The organism is Pseudoalteromonas sp. Hal040 (genome assembly GCF_037162425.1).
GTDB lineage: Bacteria > Pseudomonadota > Gammaproteobacteria > Enterobacterales > Alteromonadaceae > Pseudoalteromonas > Pseudoalteromonas gelatinilytica.
In genome coordinates this window covers 1,428,868-1,444,841 of the sequence record NZ_JARLUU010000001.1, presented here as the reverse complement: position 1 = coordinate 1,444,841, position 15,974 = coordinate 1,428,868, and the positions used below count along the sequence as shown (strand labels likewise).

Annotated in this window: 16 protein-coding genes and 1 riboswitch; of the genes, 8 read left to right on the top strand and 8 right to left on the bottom strand. The window is 40.3% G+C overall.

Annotation, left to right across the window (positions count from 1 at the left end; translation table 11 throughout):
* The first annotated feature begins 57 nt into the window (after positions 1 to 57).
* The gene (locus tag P4S60_RS06515) at positions 58 to 1,200 is read left to right on the top strand and encodes a GGDEF domain-containing protein (protein ID WP_337115406.1); all 1,143 of its coding nucleotides are present in this window, start codon (positions 58 to 60) and stop codon (positions 1,198 to 1,200) included.
* Positions 1,201 to 1,217: 17 nt separating this feature from the next.
* Here the strand turns inward: P4S60_RS06515 and P4S60_RS06510 are convergent, their stop codons facing one another.
* Positions 1,218 to 2,168 (bottom strand): LysR family transcriptional regulator, encoded by a 951-nt coding sequence (locus tag P4S60_RS06510; protein ID WP_337115405.1) that lies wholly within the window; start codon positions 2,166 to 2,168, stop codon positions 1,218 to 1,220.
* Positions 2,169 to 2,277: 109 nt separating this feature from the next.
* Here P4S60_RS06510 and P4S60_RS06505 point away from each other — a divergent pair, with 109 nt between their 5' ends.
* Complete coding sequence (locus P4S60_RS06505) at positions 2,278 to 3,219, top strand: sodium-dependent bicarbonate transport family permease (protein WP_337115404.1); 942 nt, start codon at positions 2,278 to 2,280, stop codon at positions 3,217 to 3,219.
* A gap of 83 nt (positions 3,220 to 3,302) precedes the next feature.
* A complete protein-coding gene (locus P4S60_RS06500) occupies positions 3,303 to 3,722 on the top strand; it encodes a hypothetical protein (protein WP_147386602.1) in 420 nt (139 codons plus the stop codon).
* Positions 3,723 to 3,734: 12 nt separating this feature from the next.
* On the opposite strand, the gene P4S60_RS06495 is transcribed toward P4S60_RS06500, so the two are convergent.
* The 3 genes from P4S60_RS06495 to P4S60_RS06485 form a co-directional block, all read right to left on the bottom strand.
* Entirely contained in the window at positions 3,735 to 4,115 is a 381-nt protein-coding gene (locus P4S60_RS06495; protein WP_337115402.1) for a hypothetical protein, read from the bottom strand.
* Positions 4,116 to 4,228: 113 nt separating this feature from the next.
* Complete coding sequence (locus P4S60_RS06490) at positions 4,229 to 4,816, bottom strand: hypothetical protein (protein ID WP_337115401.1); 588 nt, start codon at positions 4,814 to 4,816, stop codon at positions 4,229 to 4,231.
* 72 nt (positions 4,817 to 4,888) lie between these two features.
* The gene (locus P4S60_RS06485; protein WP_199529728.1) at positions 4,889 to 5,074 is read right to left on the bottom strand and encodes a hypothetical protein; all 186 of its coding nucleotides are present in this window, start codon (positions 5,072 to 5,074) and stop codon (positions 4,889 to 4,891) included.
* Positions 5,075 to 5,339: 265 nt separating this feature from the next.
* On the opposite strand from P4S60_RS06485, the gene sbcB reads away from it, so the two are divergent.
* Entirely contained in the window at positions 5,340 to 6,785 is a 1,446-nt protein-coding gene (gene sbcB, locus P4S60_RS06480; RefSeq protein ID WP_337115400.1) for an exodeoxyribonuclease I, read from the top strand.
* Positions 6,786 to 6,824: 39 nt separating this feature from the next.
* Here sbcB and P4S60_RS06475 read toward each other — a convergent pair whose 3' ends face one another.
* Positions 6,825 to 7,706, bottom strand: a complete 882-nt coding sequence (locus P4S60_RS06475) for an NAD(P)-dependent oxidoreductase (RefSeq protein WP_337115399.1) — start codon at positions 7,704 to 7,706, stop codon at positions 6,825 to 6,827.
* Positions 7,707 to 7,820: 114 nt separating this feature from the next.
* Here P4S60_RS06475 and P4S60_RS06470 point away from each other — a divergent pair, with 114 nt between their 5' ends.
* The gene (locus P4S60_RS06470) at positions 7,821 to 8,336 is read left to right on the top strand and encodes a glutathione peroxidase (protein WP_063705772.1); all 516 of its coding nucleotides are present in this window, start codon (positions 7,821 to 7,823) and stop codon (positions 8,334 to 8,336) included.
* Complete coding sequence (locus P4S60_RS06465) at positions 8,302 to 9,285, top strand: 2-hydroxyacid dehydrogenase (protein WP_337116831.1); 984 nt, start codon at positions 8,302 to 8,304, stop codon at positions 9,283 to 9,285. The genes P4S60_RS06470 and P4S60_RS06465 overlap by 35 nt, the downstream gene beginning before the upstream one ends.
* 105 nt (positions 9,286 to 9,390) lie before the next feature.
* On the opposite strand, the gene P4S60_RS06460 is transcribed toward P4S60_RS06465, so the two are convergent.
* The gene (locus P4S60_RS06460) at positions 9,391 to 10,716 is read right to left on the bottom strand and encodes a sodium-dependent transporter (protein WP_337115398.1); all 1,326 of its coding nucleotides are present in this window, start codon (positions 10,714 to 10,716) and stop codon (positions 9,391 to 9,393) included.
* A 147-nt stretch (positions 10,717 to 10,863) separates the two neighbouring features.
* Here P4S60_RS06460 and P4S60_RS06455 point away from each other — a divergent pair, with 147 nt between their 5' ends.
* Positions 10,864 to 11,601 carry a 4'-phosphopantetheinyl transferase family protein gene (locus P4S60_RS06455; RefSeq protein WP_337115397.1) on the top strand — a complete coding sequence of 246 codons (738 nt, stop codon included), beginning with the start codon at positions 10,864 to 10,866 and terminating at the stop codon, positions 11,599 to 11,601.
* Here P4S60_RS06455 and lysC read toward each other — a convergent pair.
* Positions 11,578 to 12,957: a lysine-sensitive aspartokinase 3 gene (gene lysC, locus P4S60_RS06450; protein ID WP_337115396.1), complete on the bottom strand. Its 1,380-nt coding sequence runs from the start codon at positions 12,955 to 12,957 to the stop codon at positions 11,578 to 11,580. The two genes, P4S60_RS06455 and lysC, sit on opposite strands and share 24 nt — an antisense overlap.
* Positions 12,958 to 13,038: 81 nt before the next feature.
* Positions 13,039 to 13,211: riboswitch (Lysine riboswitch) on the bottom strand.
* Between the two features lie 88 nt (positions 13,212 to 13,299).
* On the bottom strand, positions 13,300 to 14,550 hold the full coding sequence (gene nhaD / locus P4S60_RS06445; protein WP_105173999.1) for a sodium:proton antiporter NhaD: 1,251 nt from the start codon (positions 14,548 to 14,550) through the stop codon (positions 13,300 to 13,302).
* A gap of 148 nt (positions 14,551 to 14,698) precedes the next feature.
* On the opposite strand from nhaD, the gene P4S60_RS06440 reads away from it, so the two are divergent.
* Positions 14,699 to 15,973 (top strand): hypothetical protein, encoded by a 1,275-nt coding sequence (locus tag P4S60_RS06440; RefSeq protein ID WP_337115395.1) that lies wholly within the window; start codon positions 14,699 to 14,701, stop codon positions 15,971 to 15,973.
* Position 15,974: the final 1 nt, after the last annotated feature.

Sequence of the window (15,974 nt, the reverse complement as noted above, 5' to 3'; positions counted from 1 at the left end):
CAAACTAATACATAATAATTAAATAGATTTTAGTCGAGTGATTCTTCAGGGAAAGTCATGATGCATTTACCCACCATAATCAGCATTTCAATTTTATTGAATGTGATTATTGGGTCGTTCTTATTGTCTTTGTATTTTTTAAGACAACAATCAAGTTATTTATATTGGGGTAGCTCGTGTCTAATATTTGTATGCGCCCAAATTGCAGCCTCTCTGCGTGTTTTTATCGACTTCCCTTTAATTACACATTACTTAGCTGATTTACTGATAATTTCAGCTCCCTTAGCAGCGATACTAGGTATTCATGCTTACAGTCAATCAGACAAAAAATGTCAAAATAAATGTGCGTATGTGTTAGTTGCATCTGCAGTAATATTACTCCCTGTTTATGATTCACCATTTAGCCAGTTATTCACAACAGCCATAATTGCAGCATGTTTTAGCTATGCAGCTTTCGCGCTAAGGAAGTTGCATGTTAAACGCATCATGCATTTAGTATTACTCAAGTTGTGTTTCGTCATTCACGCTTTGATTATGGTAACCCAATTTTCACTACTACTTAGTGATTACCTAGGTTTGTTGCAAACAGACTTGAAACAAATATTAGCTGTTATTCTCATAAGCCATATTGTTATTACCACACTAACCGCCATGATCTGGCCATTAATGATGTTCTTAGAGCATGAGCAGGTACTGAGTGACCTTGCTAATCGTGATTCGCTAACCGGTTTATTGAATCGTCGAGCGTTTATTAGCGTTAGTAACAATTATTTAGAACAAGCAAACAACAACCTAACAAAACTTTGCGCTTTGATGATAGATATCGATTTCTTCAAGAGAGTTAATGATCAGCATGGCCACGAAACGGGTGATGAAGCACTTAAGTGGGTTGCTAAAAAGATTAAAAGCCAGCTACGTGAGCACGATCTCGTGGCTAGGATTGGCGGTGAAGAGTTTGCAGTGATACTACCCAATACTAGCCAAGCTCAAGGGGAAATCTTATCAGAGCGAATTCGTTTAGCCATTCATAATGATAGCTTTGTGCACAATCACCATGAAATAAACCTGTCTATCAGTATCGGTATCATCACCCATAAGTCGGGCACAAATAATGTTAACGAGTTACTGGCAGAAGCCGACAAAGGCTTATACAAAGCAAAATTAAATGGCCGTAATCAGGTTGTGACCATGGCATTTTAACGCAACAACTTGTTAGTTTAATTTAAACTTTCATTTAGCTGACTCAATTCATTTGTCACCCACTGTTTATCTAAGCATTGCTCTAAGTTAAGTTGGGCAAATTTTAAAAAGCTGCGCGCCGCATGTGACAAATGGCGATCGGTACGCACCACAAAATACCAATGACTGGCCAAATTCACATCTTCAACATTTAGCATGCAAAAACTCGTATCGTGAGGTGGCAAAACATGGCGCGAAACCACCCCCAGCCCCATTCCTGAGCCAACTGCAACACGTATTGCCTCGTTACTCGCCATTTGTACAGTGTTACTTAGCACAAAACCTCTGCTTTGCAGTTCACTTTCAAACAACATTCGCGTTGCAGAGCCAGGCTCTCGAAGCAAAAAACGTTCACTCACTAAGTCATGTAAAGTTACATGATTTTTACTCGCAAGCTTATGGTTATTTGGCGCAATAAACACCAAAGGATTTTGTAAAAACCGCCCCGCTTTTGCGTGTTCTAACGAAGGCGGATGACTAAATACATAAATATCGTCCTCGCCTCTTTCAAACCGGGCAAGCACCTCAGCACGATTGCCAATCTCTAGTGGCAATTCAACATGCGGATGTAAATTACTATACGGGCCAAGTAACTTAGGCAAAATATATTGTGCGGTGTTAACCATGGCTATTTTACAGCGCCCGCGCTCCCCGCCTCTAAGCTCAGCTAAATAATCTTGATAATCATCAAAATGACCAAACACCTGCTGACATGTTTGAAACAACGCAAACCCCGCTTCTGTAACATGAATACGCTGCTGATTAACCATCACTAATGGCTCATTCACTGTTTCTTGCAAGCGTTTAATTTGTTGTGAAACCGTTGGTTGCGTTAAATGTAATTGCCTTGCAGTCTCACTGATAGAGCGTGTTTTTACCACACACATAAACACTTCAAGTAAGCGAAAAGAAATATGCCTTAAGTCCATTAACATTAACCCATAGATAAAAACCTATAAGATACTATCATTTATTTAATTATTTACTATGTGATTTTTTATCTAGAATAGCGGCGCTTTTAACCAAGAGGAGAACAAAGTGCCTGATATTGTTGTAATGTTTTTTGTTTTAGGACTCACTGCTGGATTACTTCGCTCTGATCTTAAAATTCCGCAAGCAACCTATGAAACCCTTAGCCTATTGTTAATGCTCACCATTGGCTTAAAAGGCGGCATGGTGCTGCATGGCAATTTGCATTGGCAACTTCTACCCGAAATGGGTGCTGTGTTACTGCTTGGCGGCTTAATACCATTATTGCTTTACCCAGTTTTAAACAAACTGCTAAACCTCTCTGTTGCTAATAGCGCAAGTATTGCCGCTCATTACGGCTCTGTTAGCGCAGGCACATTTGCTGTTGCTTTAGCGTATGCCGAATCAAACTCACTTAATGTGGGTGCTGAAGTCACACTTTATTTAGTAATGCTTGAGTTACCGGCCATCATCGTTGGTTTATTACTATTCCGCCGTCTTGGAAATGGGTCTGGGCAAAACCTATCACTTAAAGCGCTATGGCATGAAACACTGACTAACAAAAGTGTGATCTTGCTTGTGGGTGGTGTGATTATCGGCATGATGTACGGCACACAACAAGGCAGCCAAGTAACCAGCCTTCTTACCAGCAGCTTTAAAGTTGTATTAGCGTTATTCTTACTAGAAATGGGTTTAATGGCCGCACAAACACTGCGCCCTATTCCATGGCATCATTGGCGTTTAGCGTTATTCGCTGTTATAACTCCAAATCTATTAGGTGCAATCGGCGTCTGTGTTGGTACTGCCCTTCAACTCGAGCTAGGCTCGGTAGTGATATTAGCAAGCCTAGTTGCAAGTGCCTCTTATATTGCAGCTCCAGCCGCTATAAAAGCAGCTATTCCTGATGCTGATATAGGCTTAGCCATGTTATGTTCTTTAGGCATAACCTTTCCTTTCAATGTATTACTAGGAATTGGCTTGTATCATCAAATAGCATTGTATATGAGTTAAAAAATTCGCTAACTATCACTTTATGCATGAGATTTTTTAAAAAGTCGTTTAATATAAATAAAAAAGCAGTGCAAGGACATGCGATGTTCAATCAAACGCTCAGCACCGAGCAACAGCATGTAAGTGATATTTTTATGCGCTTATGTACGCTTTGTCAGGTGCAAAATAATTTAGAATTAGAGCAACATTTATCATTACAACTTGGCTTTTGTGAGCAAAGTATTGAGCTTGCAACTGTGCCATATGAGTTAATTGATAAACTAGCTAAAGCTTCTGAGGTTAGTTTTGATTCACTACTTAATGGTAGTAACCAAACCACAGCTGCACTTGATGGTCCCGTATTACAAGCAGTCAGTAACGGTATTATTAAGAGTATAAAAAAGCTATCAATGGCGGGATTAATAAAGGGTGAAAACCAAACGCAAGAAGCACTTAGTCAACTTGCAGATATTCAGCTAAAACAAATAGCAAAAGAGCTCAAAATACAAAGCCAGGTTAAATAACCTGGCTTTTTACTAATTATTACCTTTGTACATTTTCTCGTAAATGTCAGATATATTGTTTTGCTTATCGTAGTATCGCTGCAGCTCCCCAAGCGATAAGTCCTTTATTTTATCGCTATCAAGCCCGGCAGGTTCTGCTAATTTAAAATGAGCAGTTTGCGGCGAGTTGATCATTAAGGTCGCAATTTCGCTCTTTAGTTGTTCAGCTTTATTGAATAGTTTAATTGCTTTGCTGATATCTGTTTCATGTTCGGCTTGTAACGTGCACCAAACCACCTCAACAGACTTAGATCTTATTTGATCTTCAAAGATATTTTTGCGCGCAATCAACCACGTACTTGCAATCAGCAATATGGCTAAAACGGCAATGGCTATGTAAATTAGTTCAAGCATTACGATCCCTCGGTAAACTAAATGTTACTATACACCCAAACTTGGTCCGTAATATATCAGGAAAAAGCATTATAAATGCTAGTATGAGACTGAAAATCATCTAATAATTAATGTTAAGTTTTTGTTCCAAACGGCCAGCTTGGACTAAGTAATAGTTTTAATTTGGTTTTCAAAAGACCCGGAAACAACATCACAACAGCAAGCACAATACTAATGTAGAGCACAATAAAGCTATACATGTAGTGTATATAGGCGTGTTCAGTTTGTATGTCTAACACAACAAACTTAAACCAAAGAATAAAGTGAGCTATAGAAAGGCCAACTGTTAGCTTAATAACACAAAAGAATAGCAAGCCAAATTTATAGCTGAATTTTGTATGCAATAGATAAAGAATGAAAATACTGACTAAGTTTATCAGACAAGCTACAAGATAAATATTTTGCGTATTTCCAATACTTTGATTTTCGGCAATAAAGATTAATACATATTCCATCAATAATGATGTTAATGCATATTTTGTGACAACTGTCGCAATTGATAAAAAATCACTAAATAGTTCTCTATTTCCGATAGCTCGGAACAACGATATAGCAAAAGCTAAAACATACATAGCTGCAATAATTGCTTGCATTGAAATCACTTGATGATTTTCTGTAGCAACCATTAACTCTCTATATAAATTTTGAATAGATTCAAACATTTCTTACCCTTACACGAAGCTATAAGGGTAAGATGTAATTAAGAAAAAACCAGCCAAATTGGCCTTTGATTTTTAATTTTCTTTCTTTTTCTCTCTTACAATTACAATTCCACCTGTACCGTTAAGTTGTTGCTCTTCTTTTTTCTTTTCACGAATAATAACAATCCCACCAGTACCTTGAAGTTTTGTAGTATCAAAGCTAGGAGCTGGTGCTGCGTCGAATGCTAAAGTAGATAGTAATAAAGCTGATAAAGTCATTTTTTTGTTCCTTCATTGTTAAAGATAGTTTTCGTTAGCAAATACCGAGCCACTAAAATACAAATTTGGGTAAAAACTAACGACTAGACCCTATATAAGCATAAAATTAAACCGTTAGGCCATTTTTTATACTAACCGTGTATGCAAAACGTACGCTGAACAGCATCAAACCGTTTAGCTCTATAAACTAGCTAGGCTCTATGCCATAATTCTGTTAATTCAAAAAATAAGTCAAAGCGGTCCTACGCTTAGCAAGGTTTAATGCATGGCATATCCAGAACAACAGCAACCAACAATTTATTGGCACGACTACGAAACATTTGGCGCAAGCCCTCAAAAGGACCGCCCGAGTCAATTTGCAGGTATTCGTACCGATCTCGATTTGAACATTATTGGTGAGCCGTTAATTGAGTATTGCAAGCCAGCTGCCGACTACTTACCACAACCTGAAGCGTGTTTAATAACGGGTATTACCCCGCAAGTTGCGATGCAAAAAGGGCTAGTTGAAGCTGAGTTTATGGCAAAGATCCATGCTGAATTTAGTCAACCTAATACCTGTGTTGCGGGCTATAACAGTATTCGTTTTGATGATGAAGTTACACGTTACAGCTTATACCGTAACTTTTATGACCCATACGAGCGTGAATACAAAAACAATAATAGCCGCTGGGATATTATTGATTTAGTGCGTGCCTGTTATGCACTGCGCCCAGAAGGCATTGAATGGCCGCTTAAAGAAGACGGTACGCCGAGCTTTAAACTCGAGCACTTAACCGTTGCCAATGACATTGAACACGCTGCTGCTCACGATGCTTTAAGTGATGTAACGGCAACCATAGCGTTGGCAAAACTAATAAAACAAAAACAACCTAAGTTGTATCAGTTTTTCTTTAGCTTACGCTCTAAAAAAGCACTGGCTGATTTAGTTGATGTGTTTAACATGACACCACTGGTGCACACCTCGTCACGAATTCCGGCAAGCCAAGGCTGCACCAGCTGGATTGCACCAATGAGCTTTCACCCAGTCAATAAAAACGCCATTATTTGCTTTAATTTAACTGAAGATCCGCAAGTGCTATTAGATTTGTCTGTTGAAGAGCTACGCACGCGTCTTTACACAAAACACAGCGACCTTGGTGAAGACGAAGCACCGGTTGGCTTAAAACTCGTGCATTTAAACAAGTGCCCTATTCTTGCACCAGCAAAAACCTTGTTACCAGAGAACGCAGCTCGATTAGGTATTGACCGCGAAAAATGCTTACAAAATCTCGCTGTTTTAAAAGCCAACACTGAGCTTCGCGACAAAGTAACCGAAGTGTTTAACGAGCAGCGTGATTATGGCGAAACCACTAACCCTGATTATCAACTTTATGATGGTTTTACCAGCCACGCTGATAAAGCTAAATTTGCCATTATTCGAGATGCAAGCCCTGAGCAACTAGCATCAATGCAGCTTGATTTTGATGATAAAAAGTTTTCAACCTTGTTATTTAGATACCGCGCTCGAAACTGGCCACACACACTAAGCCAAGATGAATTAGCAAAATGGCGCCAGTATTGCCAAAACAAGCTAATGCACGGTGAAGACAGCCCGTCGATCAGTGGCCAAGATTTCATGATCACCCTGGAAAATTTCGCTCATGAAAATGATGATAACGAGAAAAATCTGCATATATTAAAAGCGTTGTACAATTACGCACAAAGCATGTAATAAAAAACGCGACAATTATTGTCGCGTTTTTTAGGGATATTACTTTTTATGTAACGCTTCAATGCGCGCTAATAAACTAGAGGTGTCGTAACGGCCGCCACCTAAGGCTTGTACATCGGCGTAATATTGATCAACTGTTGCCGTCATCGGCAAAGTTGCGCCGTTTGCCTTTGCCTCATCCAAAGCGATGCCTAAATCTTTACGCATCCAGTCAACAGCAAAACCAAATTCGTATTCGCCAGCCCACATTGTTTTGTAGCGGTTTTCCATCTGCCATGAGCCTGCAGCGCCTTTAGAGATGGTTTCAATTACTTTTTCACCATCAAGGCCAGCTTGTTTTGCAAAGTGTAAACCCTCAGCCAAGCCTTGTACCACACCCGCAATACAAATTTGATTTACCATTTTACACAGTTGACCAGAGCCTACTTCACCTAATAATTGGCTAAAACGGCTAAAAGCAGCCATGACAGGTTGAACAACATTAAAATCAGCTTCGTCGCCACCAACCATCACGGTTAATACACCATTTTCTGCACCCGCTTGACCGCCAGAAACCGGCGCATCTAAAAATGCGATGCCTTGTAGTTTCGCTTGAGCACCCACTTCACGTGCCACTTCAGCCGACGTTGTAGTGTGGTCAACTAAATAGCTGCCCTCATGCATGCTTGCCAGCACACCCTGTTCACCATAAACAACTGAACGTAAATCATCATCATTGCCTACGCACATGAAAACGATATCAGCCCCTTTTGCTGCTTCACTTGGTGTTTCAGCGTATTCACCTTGATACTCAGAAACCCACTTTTGCGCTTTAGCCGTTGTGCGGTTGTAAACTGTCACACTGTGACCTGCGTTGGCAAGGTGACCCGCCATTGGGTAACCCATTACACCTAATCCGATGAAGGCGACTTTCATTGACATAAAACTGACCTATTTGAGTGATAAATTAGTAACAATTTCATTATCTCAACCGAATAACTAAAAAGCGAATGAAAAAAAGTTCATTTAAACCGTTTAAAAACACACAGGTAAAACATGGATAGTATATATCGTTTCAATGCCCAGCTTGCATCTGGTGAAAACTTCAGCCTTGAATCGCTACAAGGAAAAACAGCGCTTATTGTCAATATTGCCAGCAAATGTAATTTTTCAGTGCAAATGGCAAGCCTTGAAAAACTCTATCAAGAATATAAACAGCAAGGATTTACCGTACTCGGTTTTGCCTGCAATCAATTTGGCCACAATGAGCCACTTGAAGGCAATGAACTTAAAGCCTTTTATCAGCAGCACTTTGATGTCAGCTTTCCTATTTTTAACAAGGTGTTAGTCAACGGCCCAGACGCCCACCCATTATTTAATTATTTAAAGTGCCATACCCGTGGAATTGCGCAAAACCGCGCAATTAAATGGAATTTCACCAAATTTCTTATAAACTCAGAGGGTCAACTCGTTGCGCGATATGCCCCGCGCACCAAGCCCGAAACCCTCAAAATGGTGATAGAGAGTAATTTAAATGATGAAACTGGCCTTATTCAGTGCGCAAAAGTATGAGCAACCGTTTTTTGAAAGGAATCTAACTGAATACGCTGAGTCTGTTTCGCTCAGTTATTTTGAGCAATCCTTGAACAGCAATACCACACCCCTTTGCCAAGGTTTTGATGCCGTGTGCGTGTTTGTAAACGATACGGTCGACAAACACGTCATTGCCGATATGGCGGCTATCGGTATAAAGGCAATCTTATTACGCTGTGCAGGCTTTAATAATGTTGACCTTGATGCTGCCAAAGAGCATAACATCAAGGTTTGCCGCGTGCCCGCTTACAGCCCAGAAGCAGTAGCAGAGCATTGTATTGCACTCATGCTAACGCTCAACCGAAAAACCCATAAAGCCTTTAACCGCGTGCGTGAAGGTAATTTTGATTTAAACGGTTTACTTGGTTTTAATCTGTTTAAAAAAACTATTGGGATTATAGGCTGTGGCAAAATCGGTTTAGCACTGGTTAATATCTTAAATGGCTTTGGAGCTAAGGTGCTCGTGTGCGACCCAATGGCTGGTGAAGGCCCTTACACCCTATGCAATTTAGACACATTGCTTACCCAAAGTGATGTCATTTCATTGCACTGCCCGCTCAACGAGCACACCCATCATTTAATTGATGCTAGCGCATTTAAGAAAATGAAAGACGGTGTCATGCTGATTAACACCTCTCGTGGTGCACTTCTTGATAGCCAAGCATGTATTCAAGCACTTAAGTCTAAAAAGCTCGGACACCTAGGCCTTGATGTGTACGAGCAAGAGTCAGAGTTATTCTTTAAAGATCACCGTGAAGAAATCATGCAAGACGATATTTTTTCACGCCTTATTAGCTTTCCAAATGTGTTAGTGACAGGCCACCAAGGCTTCTTCACCCAAGAAGCACTTAGCGAAATAGCCTGCACCACATTGCAAAGTGCCAATGAAATAAGCCAAGGCTTACCATTAACTAACGAAGTTATTTAAAGCAAGCGCACCTTAAATTAAAAAAGGCATGAGGTTTAAACCCCACGCCTTTTACTTTTTTCTTTCACCTTGAAACTAGAAACTTGTAACTAGCAACTCGAGTTTCTATTTCAACAACGCCACGTTCACGAATACCGCCGTCATTAATAACGGGCAGACAAAGCGAATGTACTGGGCAAACCAATAATGAGGGCCGCTCGATACTTGATGCAATTTATTACCACGCTGCCATAACCAGCCAACAGTAATGAAATAAAACAGTCCCATTAAAGGTAATTGGTACTGTGTAAGTACCATAATGACTAAACCAAATAACCAGTCAAAGTTTAAGATAATCAGTGATGAGGCAATAAACACGATTAGGGTTACAAATAAGGTTGCTTTTTTGCGCCCTACACTGTGATTCTCAACCAAAAATGCCACTGGAATTTCAGTCGATGAAATAGTTGATGTCACTGAGGCAATCGACATTAATACAAAGAATAATAAGCCAACGAGTAAACCCACTTGACCCATCGTGCTAAACAGTTCAGGTAAAATCGCAAAGATTAACTGCCCTTCACCGACCAATTTACCGCCACTAAATACCTCTACACCGTTATGTTGAGCAACAAAAATAGCCGGAATAATCAATAAACCCGCTAAAAAGGCCACACCGGTATCAAGCAGTGCCACTGTGCCAGTTAGTTTAGGCAGGTTGGCATCTGGTTTTAAATATGAGCCGTAGACCATCATACAACCAACACCTAACGACAATGAAAAGAACGCTTGTCCCATTGCCGCAATAATTAAGTTGGCATCAAGAATTTGACTAAAATCTGGCACTAAGTAAGCTGCAAAACCATCCATCGCACCATCTAGGGTCGCGATATAAGCAATTAACGCCACTAATAATACTAGCAATAATGGCATTAAGCGGCGTGACCAAGTTTCAATACCTGATTTAACACCTTTTAAAATAATACTCGCAGTAAGAATAAGCATCAGTGGCGTAAACAAAAAATTGCGCGCCATCGAGTCACTGTGTAAAAAGTTACTTAACTCAGTAAAACCAAAGAAGCTTGCGACTGGCTCGAGCGCATAAGCGAGCATCCACCCTGCAACTATCGAATAAAAGCTCAGCATCACAATCGCACCAAAGAGGCCAATATAGCCAGCTGCGGCCCCCACTTTTGGCGCAGTGTCTTGCCATGCACTAGATAATGCTTTTACCGGATTAGCTTGCGCTTGGTGGCCTAAGTACAGCTCTGTATAAAGAGCTGGAAGCGCTAATAAGAAAATAACAATGAAATAAACAAGTAAAAATGCACCGCCGCCATGGTTTGCCGCTTGTGTTGGAAAGCCCCAAATATTACCTAAACCTACCGCCGCGCCAGAAGCTGCTAAAACGAAACCTAATCGGCTTTGAAAGCCGTCACGAACTTGTGCCATACATCTACAAATCTGTTATTATTTTTCCTCATTAAACCATAATTACAGTCAACTGCGTAAACTATTTGCGTTTGTTCATGCCTATAAAAGTGCATTTGCTGTAAAAATAAACAAAACTAAATTCAAGCCCCGTGTAAGCGTTAAACCATGAGCAGTCACTACTTTTCGAACACTCTTATCATCGAGCAGCAAAGCCAAACAACGGACAAAAAAATTATGCTGATGGATGCAGAACGTATTGATGTTGCAAGTTTACCCCTTAATAAATTACTCAGTGAGTTTGAATTAAGTGTGCTTGAAAAACGTAAAGTGCCTAGCGCCAAGCAGGAGTACTTAGCGACTCGCCTAACGTTAAAGTATTTGTATCAACATGCTTACCCTCATGACGATTTAGCCCTCAATGAAATATCGAGCCAGTTTGATGAAAAAGACAGTAAGCTCAAATTACATACAAAACGCAGAGAACCTGTGTGGGCCTGTTTGTCACATTCAAATGGTTTAATTGGCGCAGCCCTTAACCCTGAACAGCAGCTATTTGGTTTTGATATTGAACAAAGCAGTAAGCCTCGCCCTTTTATCAAACTCGCCAAGCATTTTTATCATCACGATGAAGTTGACTTAATTAGCCGTTTTGACGCATCCGATAAACAGGCACAGTGCTTTTTTAGAATTTGGACATTAAAAGAAGCGCTTGCCAAAGCAAGTGCTCAGCCGATTGCGAAACTACTTGCTCCTAATGTATTTGAAGAATTGAGCAAACATAATTTCAGCGCGAGTAGTAACTCTATTGAAGGGTTTGATATAAGTGTTGTGGCACAAAAAAGCACTGACTGGCAGTGCTCTTTTATTAACTTTAGTGACTTACGCCGCGACTTGGCTTTCTAATAGTCGGCTGTGGATAGCCTGAACTACATAATCTGACTCGCTTTGTTCAACTAAGAAGCACAGGTTATGTTTACTTGCACCGTGGCAAATTAAACGAATATTAAAATCGCTTAATACCTGCATTAAGTTCATTTCTTGCTGACGTAATTGAATTTCCGAACCAATTAAAGCCACCAGCGTTAAGTTATTTTCAACCGATACATGACAAAACTCAGAAAGCTTATCTAAACAGGCTTGATCAAGCTCTGGACGTGATGCATTCGGTGCGTTATCCAAAGTAATTGCAACACTGATCTCTGAGGTAGTAACTAAATCAACCGAAATATTAAATTCGCTTAAAATGGTGAATACACGGGCTAAGAAACCGCTCGCAAGGAGCATTTCTGGGCTTTTAACCGTTAATAGAATTTGGTTTTTACGCTGTGTTACCGCACGAATACCTGGTTGCTGAGACTTTTCTTTTTCAATCAATGTTCCACCTAATTGCGGCTCACGGCTTGAACCAACAAACACACTAATGTGACTACGGCTTGCCGGTAAAATAGTAGCAGGATGCAGTACTTTTGCACCAAACGTTGCCATTTCTGCCGCTTCATCAAAGCTTAAGCGTGCAATTGGGCTTGCTTTAGCGCATAAACGCGGATCAGTACTGAAAATACCGACTACATCGGTCCAAATATGCACGCTTTTTGCGTTAATTGCTTCAGCGAGTAATGCAGCACTGTAATCTGAACCACCACGGCCTAAAGTGGTCGTTTGATTGTGTTCATTGCTACCAATAAAGCCTTGGGTTACCACAACCTGATCATCAAGTAGCGGTACTAAATGCTCTTTAGCCGCTGCAGCGGTTGCTGCAACATTTGGGGTAGCTTTAGCAAATTGGTTATCTGTTTTCAGCACTTTGCGAACATCAAAACGCACCGCATTAAGACCTTGGCCACGTAACACTTGAGTAAACAAATACGATGATAAACGCTCTCCAAAGCTCAGTAGCTCATCTTGCTCTGCTACTGACTTTGCGCCTTCTGACGCTAGATTTTGAAAAGCCTTAAGCGTTTCATTAAAACCATGTGCTAAATCAGCATCAAGCGACAGCTCTGCCAAGATTGCTTCTTGAATGGCGACTACGCCAGTAATATGTTCATCACGCTCAGCCGCGCTCAAATCACGTTTACACAATGCAACTAAATGATTGGTCACGCCAGCACTGGCACTCACTGCAACAATACGTACTTGATTATCAGCACAAACGATTTCTGCACAGCGGCTCATAGCATCAAAGTTAGCTACACTGGTGCCACCAAATTTTGCAACAACGTAATCTGATTTTGTGTTGGCGGCTAATTGGGTATTCATGTCGTCTCCTTTTGTGGAAAACTATCCACAGTAAATCAAGAAGAACTCGGCAAGGGGGTGCTTTGAAAATAAAGAGTAGTCCATGCCAGAAGCTCTCCACCTAGTTTGGTGACAGTTTTGAGGATTCAGCCCCATAAACCGAAAAATAACCGTGACGTCCGATTAATTTTCTCGGCGAGTACTTCCCTCATTAATGGTCATCGGCGTTCGTCACCTCACATTAATTACCTAAGTATCGCACCTCTTCTGAATGTTAAGTTAACACCTGGTTAAAATAACAAAGCCTGCTGTTAAAAGCAGGCTTCGAAAGTTAACGTTTAGACGTCTAGCTGTCAAGTTGTTTTATGAAATTAAACTGCCCGCTAAGTGCGAACCGTAATAACCTACGGTGTAGGCAATTAATAAATAAACCGACATTCTAAGATAGCTCATAAAGGTCAGTGCTTTTACCTTACTCATGGCAATAATACCTGCCGCAGAGCCGATAATAAGCATTGAACCACCTACCCCAGTTGCGTAAGTAAACGACAGCCATTGCTGTGGACTCATTACAATATCTGCTTTTAATAGTGCTGCAGTGAGAGGTACGTTATCTACTGCCGCAGATAAAAGCCCCATTAAATAGTTGGCATATTCCGGTGCCATCAATTCATAAAGGTGAGTAAATTTAGCAAGCATACCGACTTCTTTTAATGCACCAACGAGTAATAATACACCGACGAAGAACAATAAAGTGTCGTATTCAATCTCACGTATGTAATCGATGATTTTTTTGTTGACGTCTTTTTTGCGCATTAAAAATTGTGCAACCAAAAACATCAGTGATAAACCAAATAAAAAGGTTAATAGCGGTGGTACACTGTAAAGTACGCTTAAAGTTAATGTGGCTATGATGGTAGAGAAGAAGATAACCGCAATGGTTATATCTGTTTTTTCAATTCGACGCGCGGTTTGTTTTTCAAATACTACATTACCCGACATACCCACCGATAGCATCGCTGCTAACAGTGCCACACTTGAAAGCGCAGGGACAATCAACAACAACAGGTGTCCTATCGTCACTTTTTCATCTAAGAAAATCATCAAGGTCGTAACATCACCGGTGATCAGCGATACCCCACCCGAGTTAACACTAAATACAATTAAGGTTGCATATTTTATTAATTTTTTAGGATCTAATTTCAGCGACATCACCACCGCAAGCGAGATTAAAGTCGCGGTTATGTTGTCTGATATTGATGAGAATAAAAATGCAAAGCCACCAATCAGAAACATCAGCTTTCGTTCACTGATTTGATTTGGCATAATTTTATGAACAATATTCTGGATAAAGCCTTTAGAGTTTAAATACGCTACAAAGGTCATTGCAGCCATTAAAAACAGCCACAAAGTCGCGATCTCTAAAATGTTGTGATCCAGTTGGTGTTGTATGGTTTCTGGGCTTTGCCCATGAATTGGAGAGATAAATAAGATAATCCAGCATAAAGTGCCAAAAAAAAGCGTCGTTTTGGCCTTGTTTACATGGATAATATCCTCTATAACGATAAGCAAAAATGCCACCGCTATCAGGGTTAGGATAAGTGGGGTTACCATGGTGTTTGAACAACCTTTATAAAAATGTAAAAATTGTAAGTCGAGTGTTTCGGCGCGGATTCTAGCAGCATAGAAAGCATAAAACTATTCTCAATTACATAATTTACTACTAATCGCTAACACCAAAGTCTGAATTTACTGGAGCCTTATGATCCCAGCTAAAAAGTTATTAAATACCCTTACTGAACATTGGGGGGTGTTAGAACTGCTATTTAAACGTTTTAAGATGGCTGATTTCAGCTTGAAAGACGTACAAAATGCGATAAAACAAAAACAACCTTCTTGGTCAAATGAACGCATTTATAAAGAAACAAATCGTTTATTGAATCAAGATATTATCATTCCACTGGCAAAATCATCGCAGTTAGAAATAAACCGTGCAATCGCCGATTTTGCAACTTTCTTACTACAAGAAGAACACCTAGGTCTTGCCCAAGAAATTAGTGTGCTTGTTGATGATTTAGCTCGCCTTGGTAATCGCCTTGCTAAAGCAGGTGAAATTGAAGATTACGATGAGCTTCGTCGCTTCAGCCGTATTATGGATGATCGGGTACGCAAAATAATGAAATTGTTTGCCCACAATGAAAACGCGATTTTAAATATTGTTGAGCAAGCGAAAGCTGACAACGCGGTACAATCACTGCAAAAACGCTATAAAGCAGTGATTGAAGCGTTTGATGAATACATCGAGCCTATGCTTGAAATGGTGGATATTCGTGGTGACTTCCACGCTTGCTTTAATACCATCGAAGAACAAATTAGCGCGCAAATAGAGCAAATTGATCGCCTAGGTAAGTCATATCAAGACAAGCGCATGCTTGAACAATTACGTACTCGTATTCTAGAAATGCATTTAGTTGGTCGTGAAAGCTTACGTAAAAGCGCCGATATGCTGATGCCGCTACGTGAAGAGTTACGCCGCAACAACCTAATTACTCGCCAAGCGGCTAAAGTGCTGGGTTTAGTGCGTAAAAATGGCGTCGATAACATGTTAAGTGCAGTACAGCCTAACTTTGTTTCAGACGCGCAACGTTTTTCACTTGGTCAGCAACGTCATATCGTGGCCTATATGGCAGGCTTAGTTGACTTTGAGCACGATGAATATCAGCTACCAGAACATGATGATGTGCCCGCCTATCAAAGCCCGCATATTCCTGATTACAACGATGTTAAAACACAATTTAGAAAACGCTTTAAAATAGCCAGCAAAAAAGCTCAGCCGCTGCTTAGTTTCTTAGATGAAAGCTACCCAGATCTAGAGGCTGACGAAATGCTGTTCTTATATCAAAAATTGATTAGCGATGGCGACCTTGAAATCAGCCAAAGCCAAGAGAAAGTAAAAATAAAAATTGCCCAGCAACACTTTTCTCTTTACCCATTTAACTCATCGATTGCTGACGATAAAAAAGCAACAGAGCAATAAC

Bases quoted from the DNA above. Each gene is read 5' to 3' on its own strand.
- P4S60_RS06515 (WP_337115406.1), top strand. From the start codon at position 58: ATGATGCATTTACCCACCATAATCAGCATTTCAATTTTATTGAATGTG.
- P4S60_RS06510 (WP_337115405.1), bottom strand. From the start codon at position 2,168: ATGGACTTAAGGCATATTTCTTTTCGCTTACTTGAAGTGTTTATGTGT.
- P4S60_RS06500 (WP_147386602.1), top strand. From the start codon at position 3,303: ATGTTCAATCAAACGCTCAGCACCGAGCAACAGCATGTAAGTGATATT.
- P4S60_RS06495 (WP_337115402.1), bottom strand. From the start codon at position 4,115: ATGCTTGAACTAATTTACATAGCCATTGCCGTTTTAGCCATATTGCTG.
- P4S60_RS06490 (WP_337115401.1), bottom strand. From the start codon at position 4,816: ATGTTTGAATCTATTCAAAATTTATATAGAGAGTTAATGGTTGCTACA.
- P4S60_RS06485 (WP_199529728.1), bottom strand. From the start codon at position 5,074: ATGACTTTATCAGCTTTATTACTATCTACTTTAGCATTCGACGCAGCA.
- sbcB (WP_337115400.1), top strand. From the start codon at position 5,340: ATGGCATATCCAGAACAACAGCAACCAACAATTTATTGGCACGACTAC.
- P4S60_RS06475 (WP_337115399.1), bottom strand. From the start codon at position 7,706: ATGTCAATGAAAGTCGCCTTCATCGGATTAGGTGTAATGGGTTACCCA.
- P4S60_RS06470 (WP_063705772.1), top strand. From the start codon at position 7,821: ATGGATAGTATATATCGTTTCAATGCCCAGCTTGCATCTGGTGAAAAC.
- P4S60_RS06465 (WP_337116831.1), top strand. From the start codon at position 8,302: ATGAAACTGGCCTTATTCAGTGCGCAAAAGTATGAGCAACCGTTTTTT.
- P4S60_RS06460 (WP_337115398.1), bottom strand. From the start codon at position 10,716: ATGGCACAAGTTCGTGACGGCTTTCAAAGCCGATTAGGTTTCGTTTTA.
- P4S60_RS06455 (WP_337115397.1), top strand. From the start codon at position 10,864: ATGAGCAGTCACTACTTTTCGAACACTCTTATCATCGAGCAGCAAAGC.
- lysC (WP_337115396.1), bottom strand. From the start codon at position 12,957: ATGAATACCCAATTAGCCGCCAACACAAAATCAGATTACGTTGTTGCA.
- nhaD (WP_105173999.1), bottom strand. From the start codon at position 14,550: ATGGTAACCCCACTTATCCTAACCCTGATAGCGGTGGCATTTTTGCTT.
- P4S60_RS06440 (WP_337115395.1), top strand. From the start codon at position 14,699: ATGATCCCAGCTAAAAAGTTATTAAATACCCTTACTGAACATTGGGGG.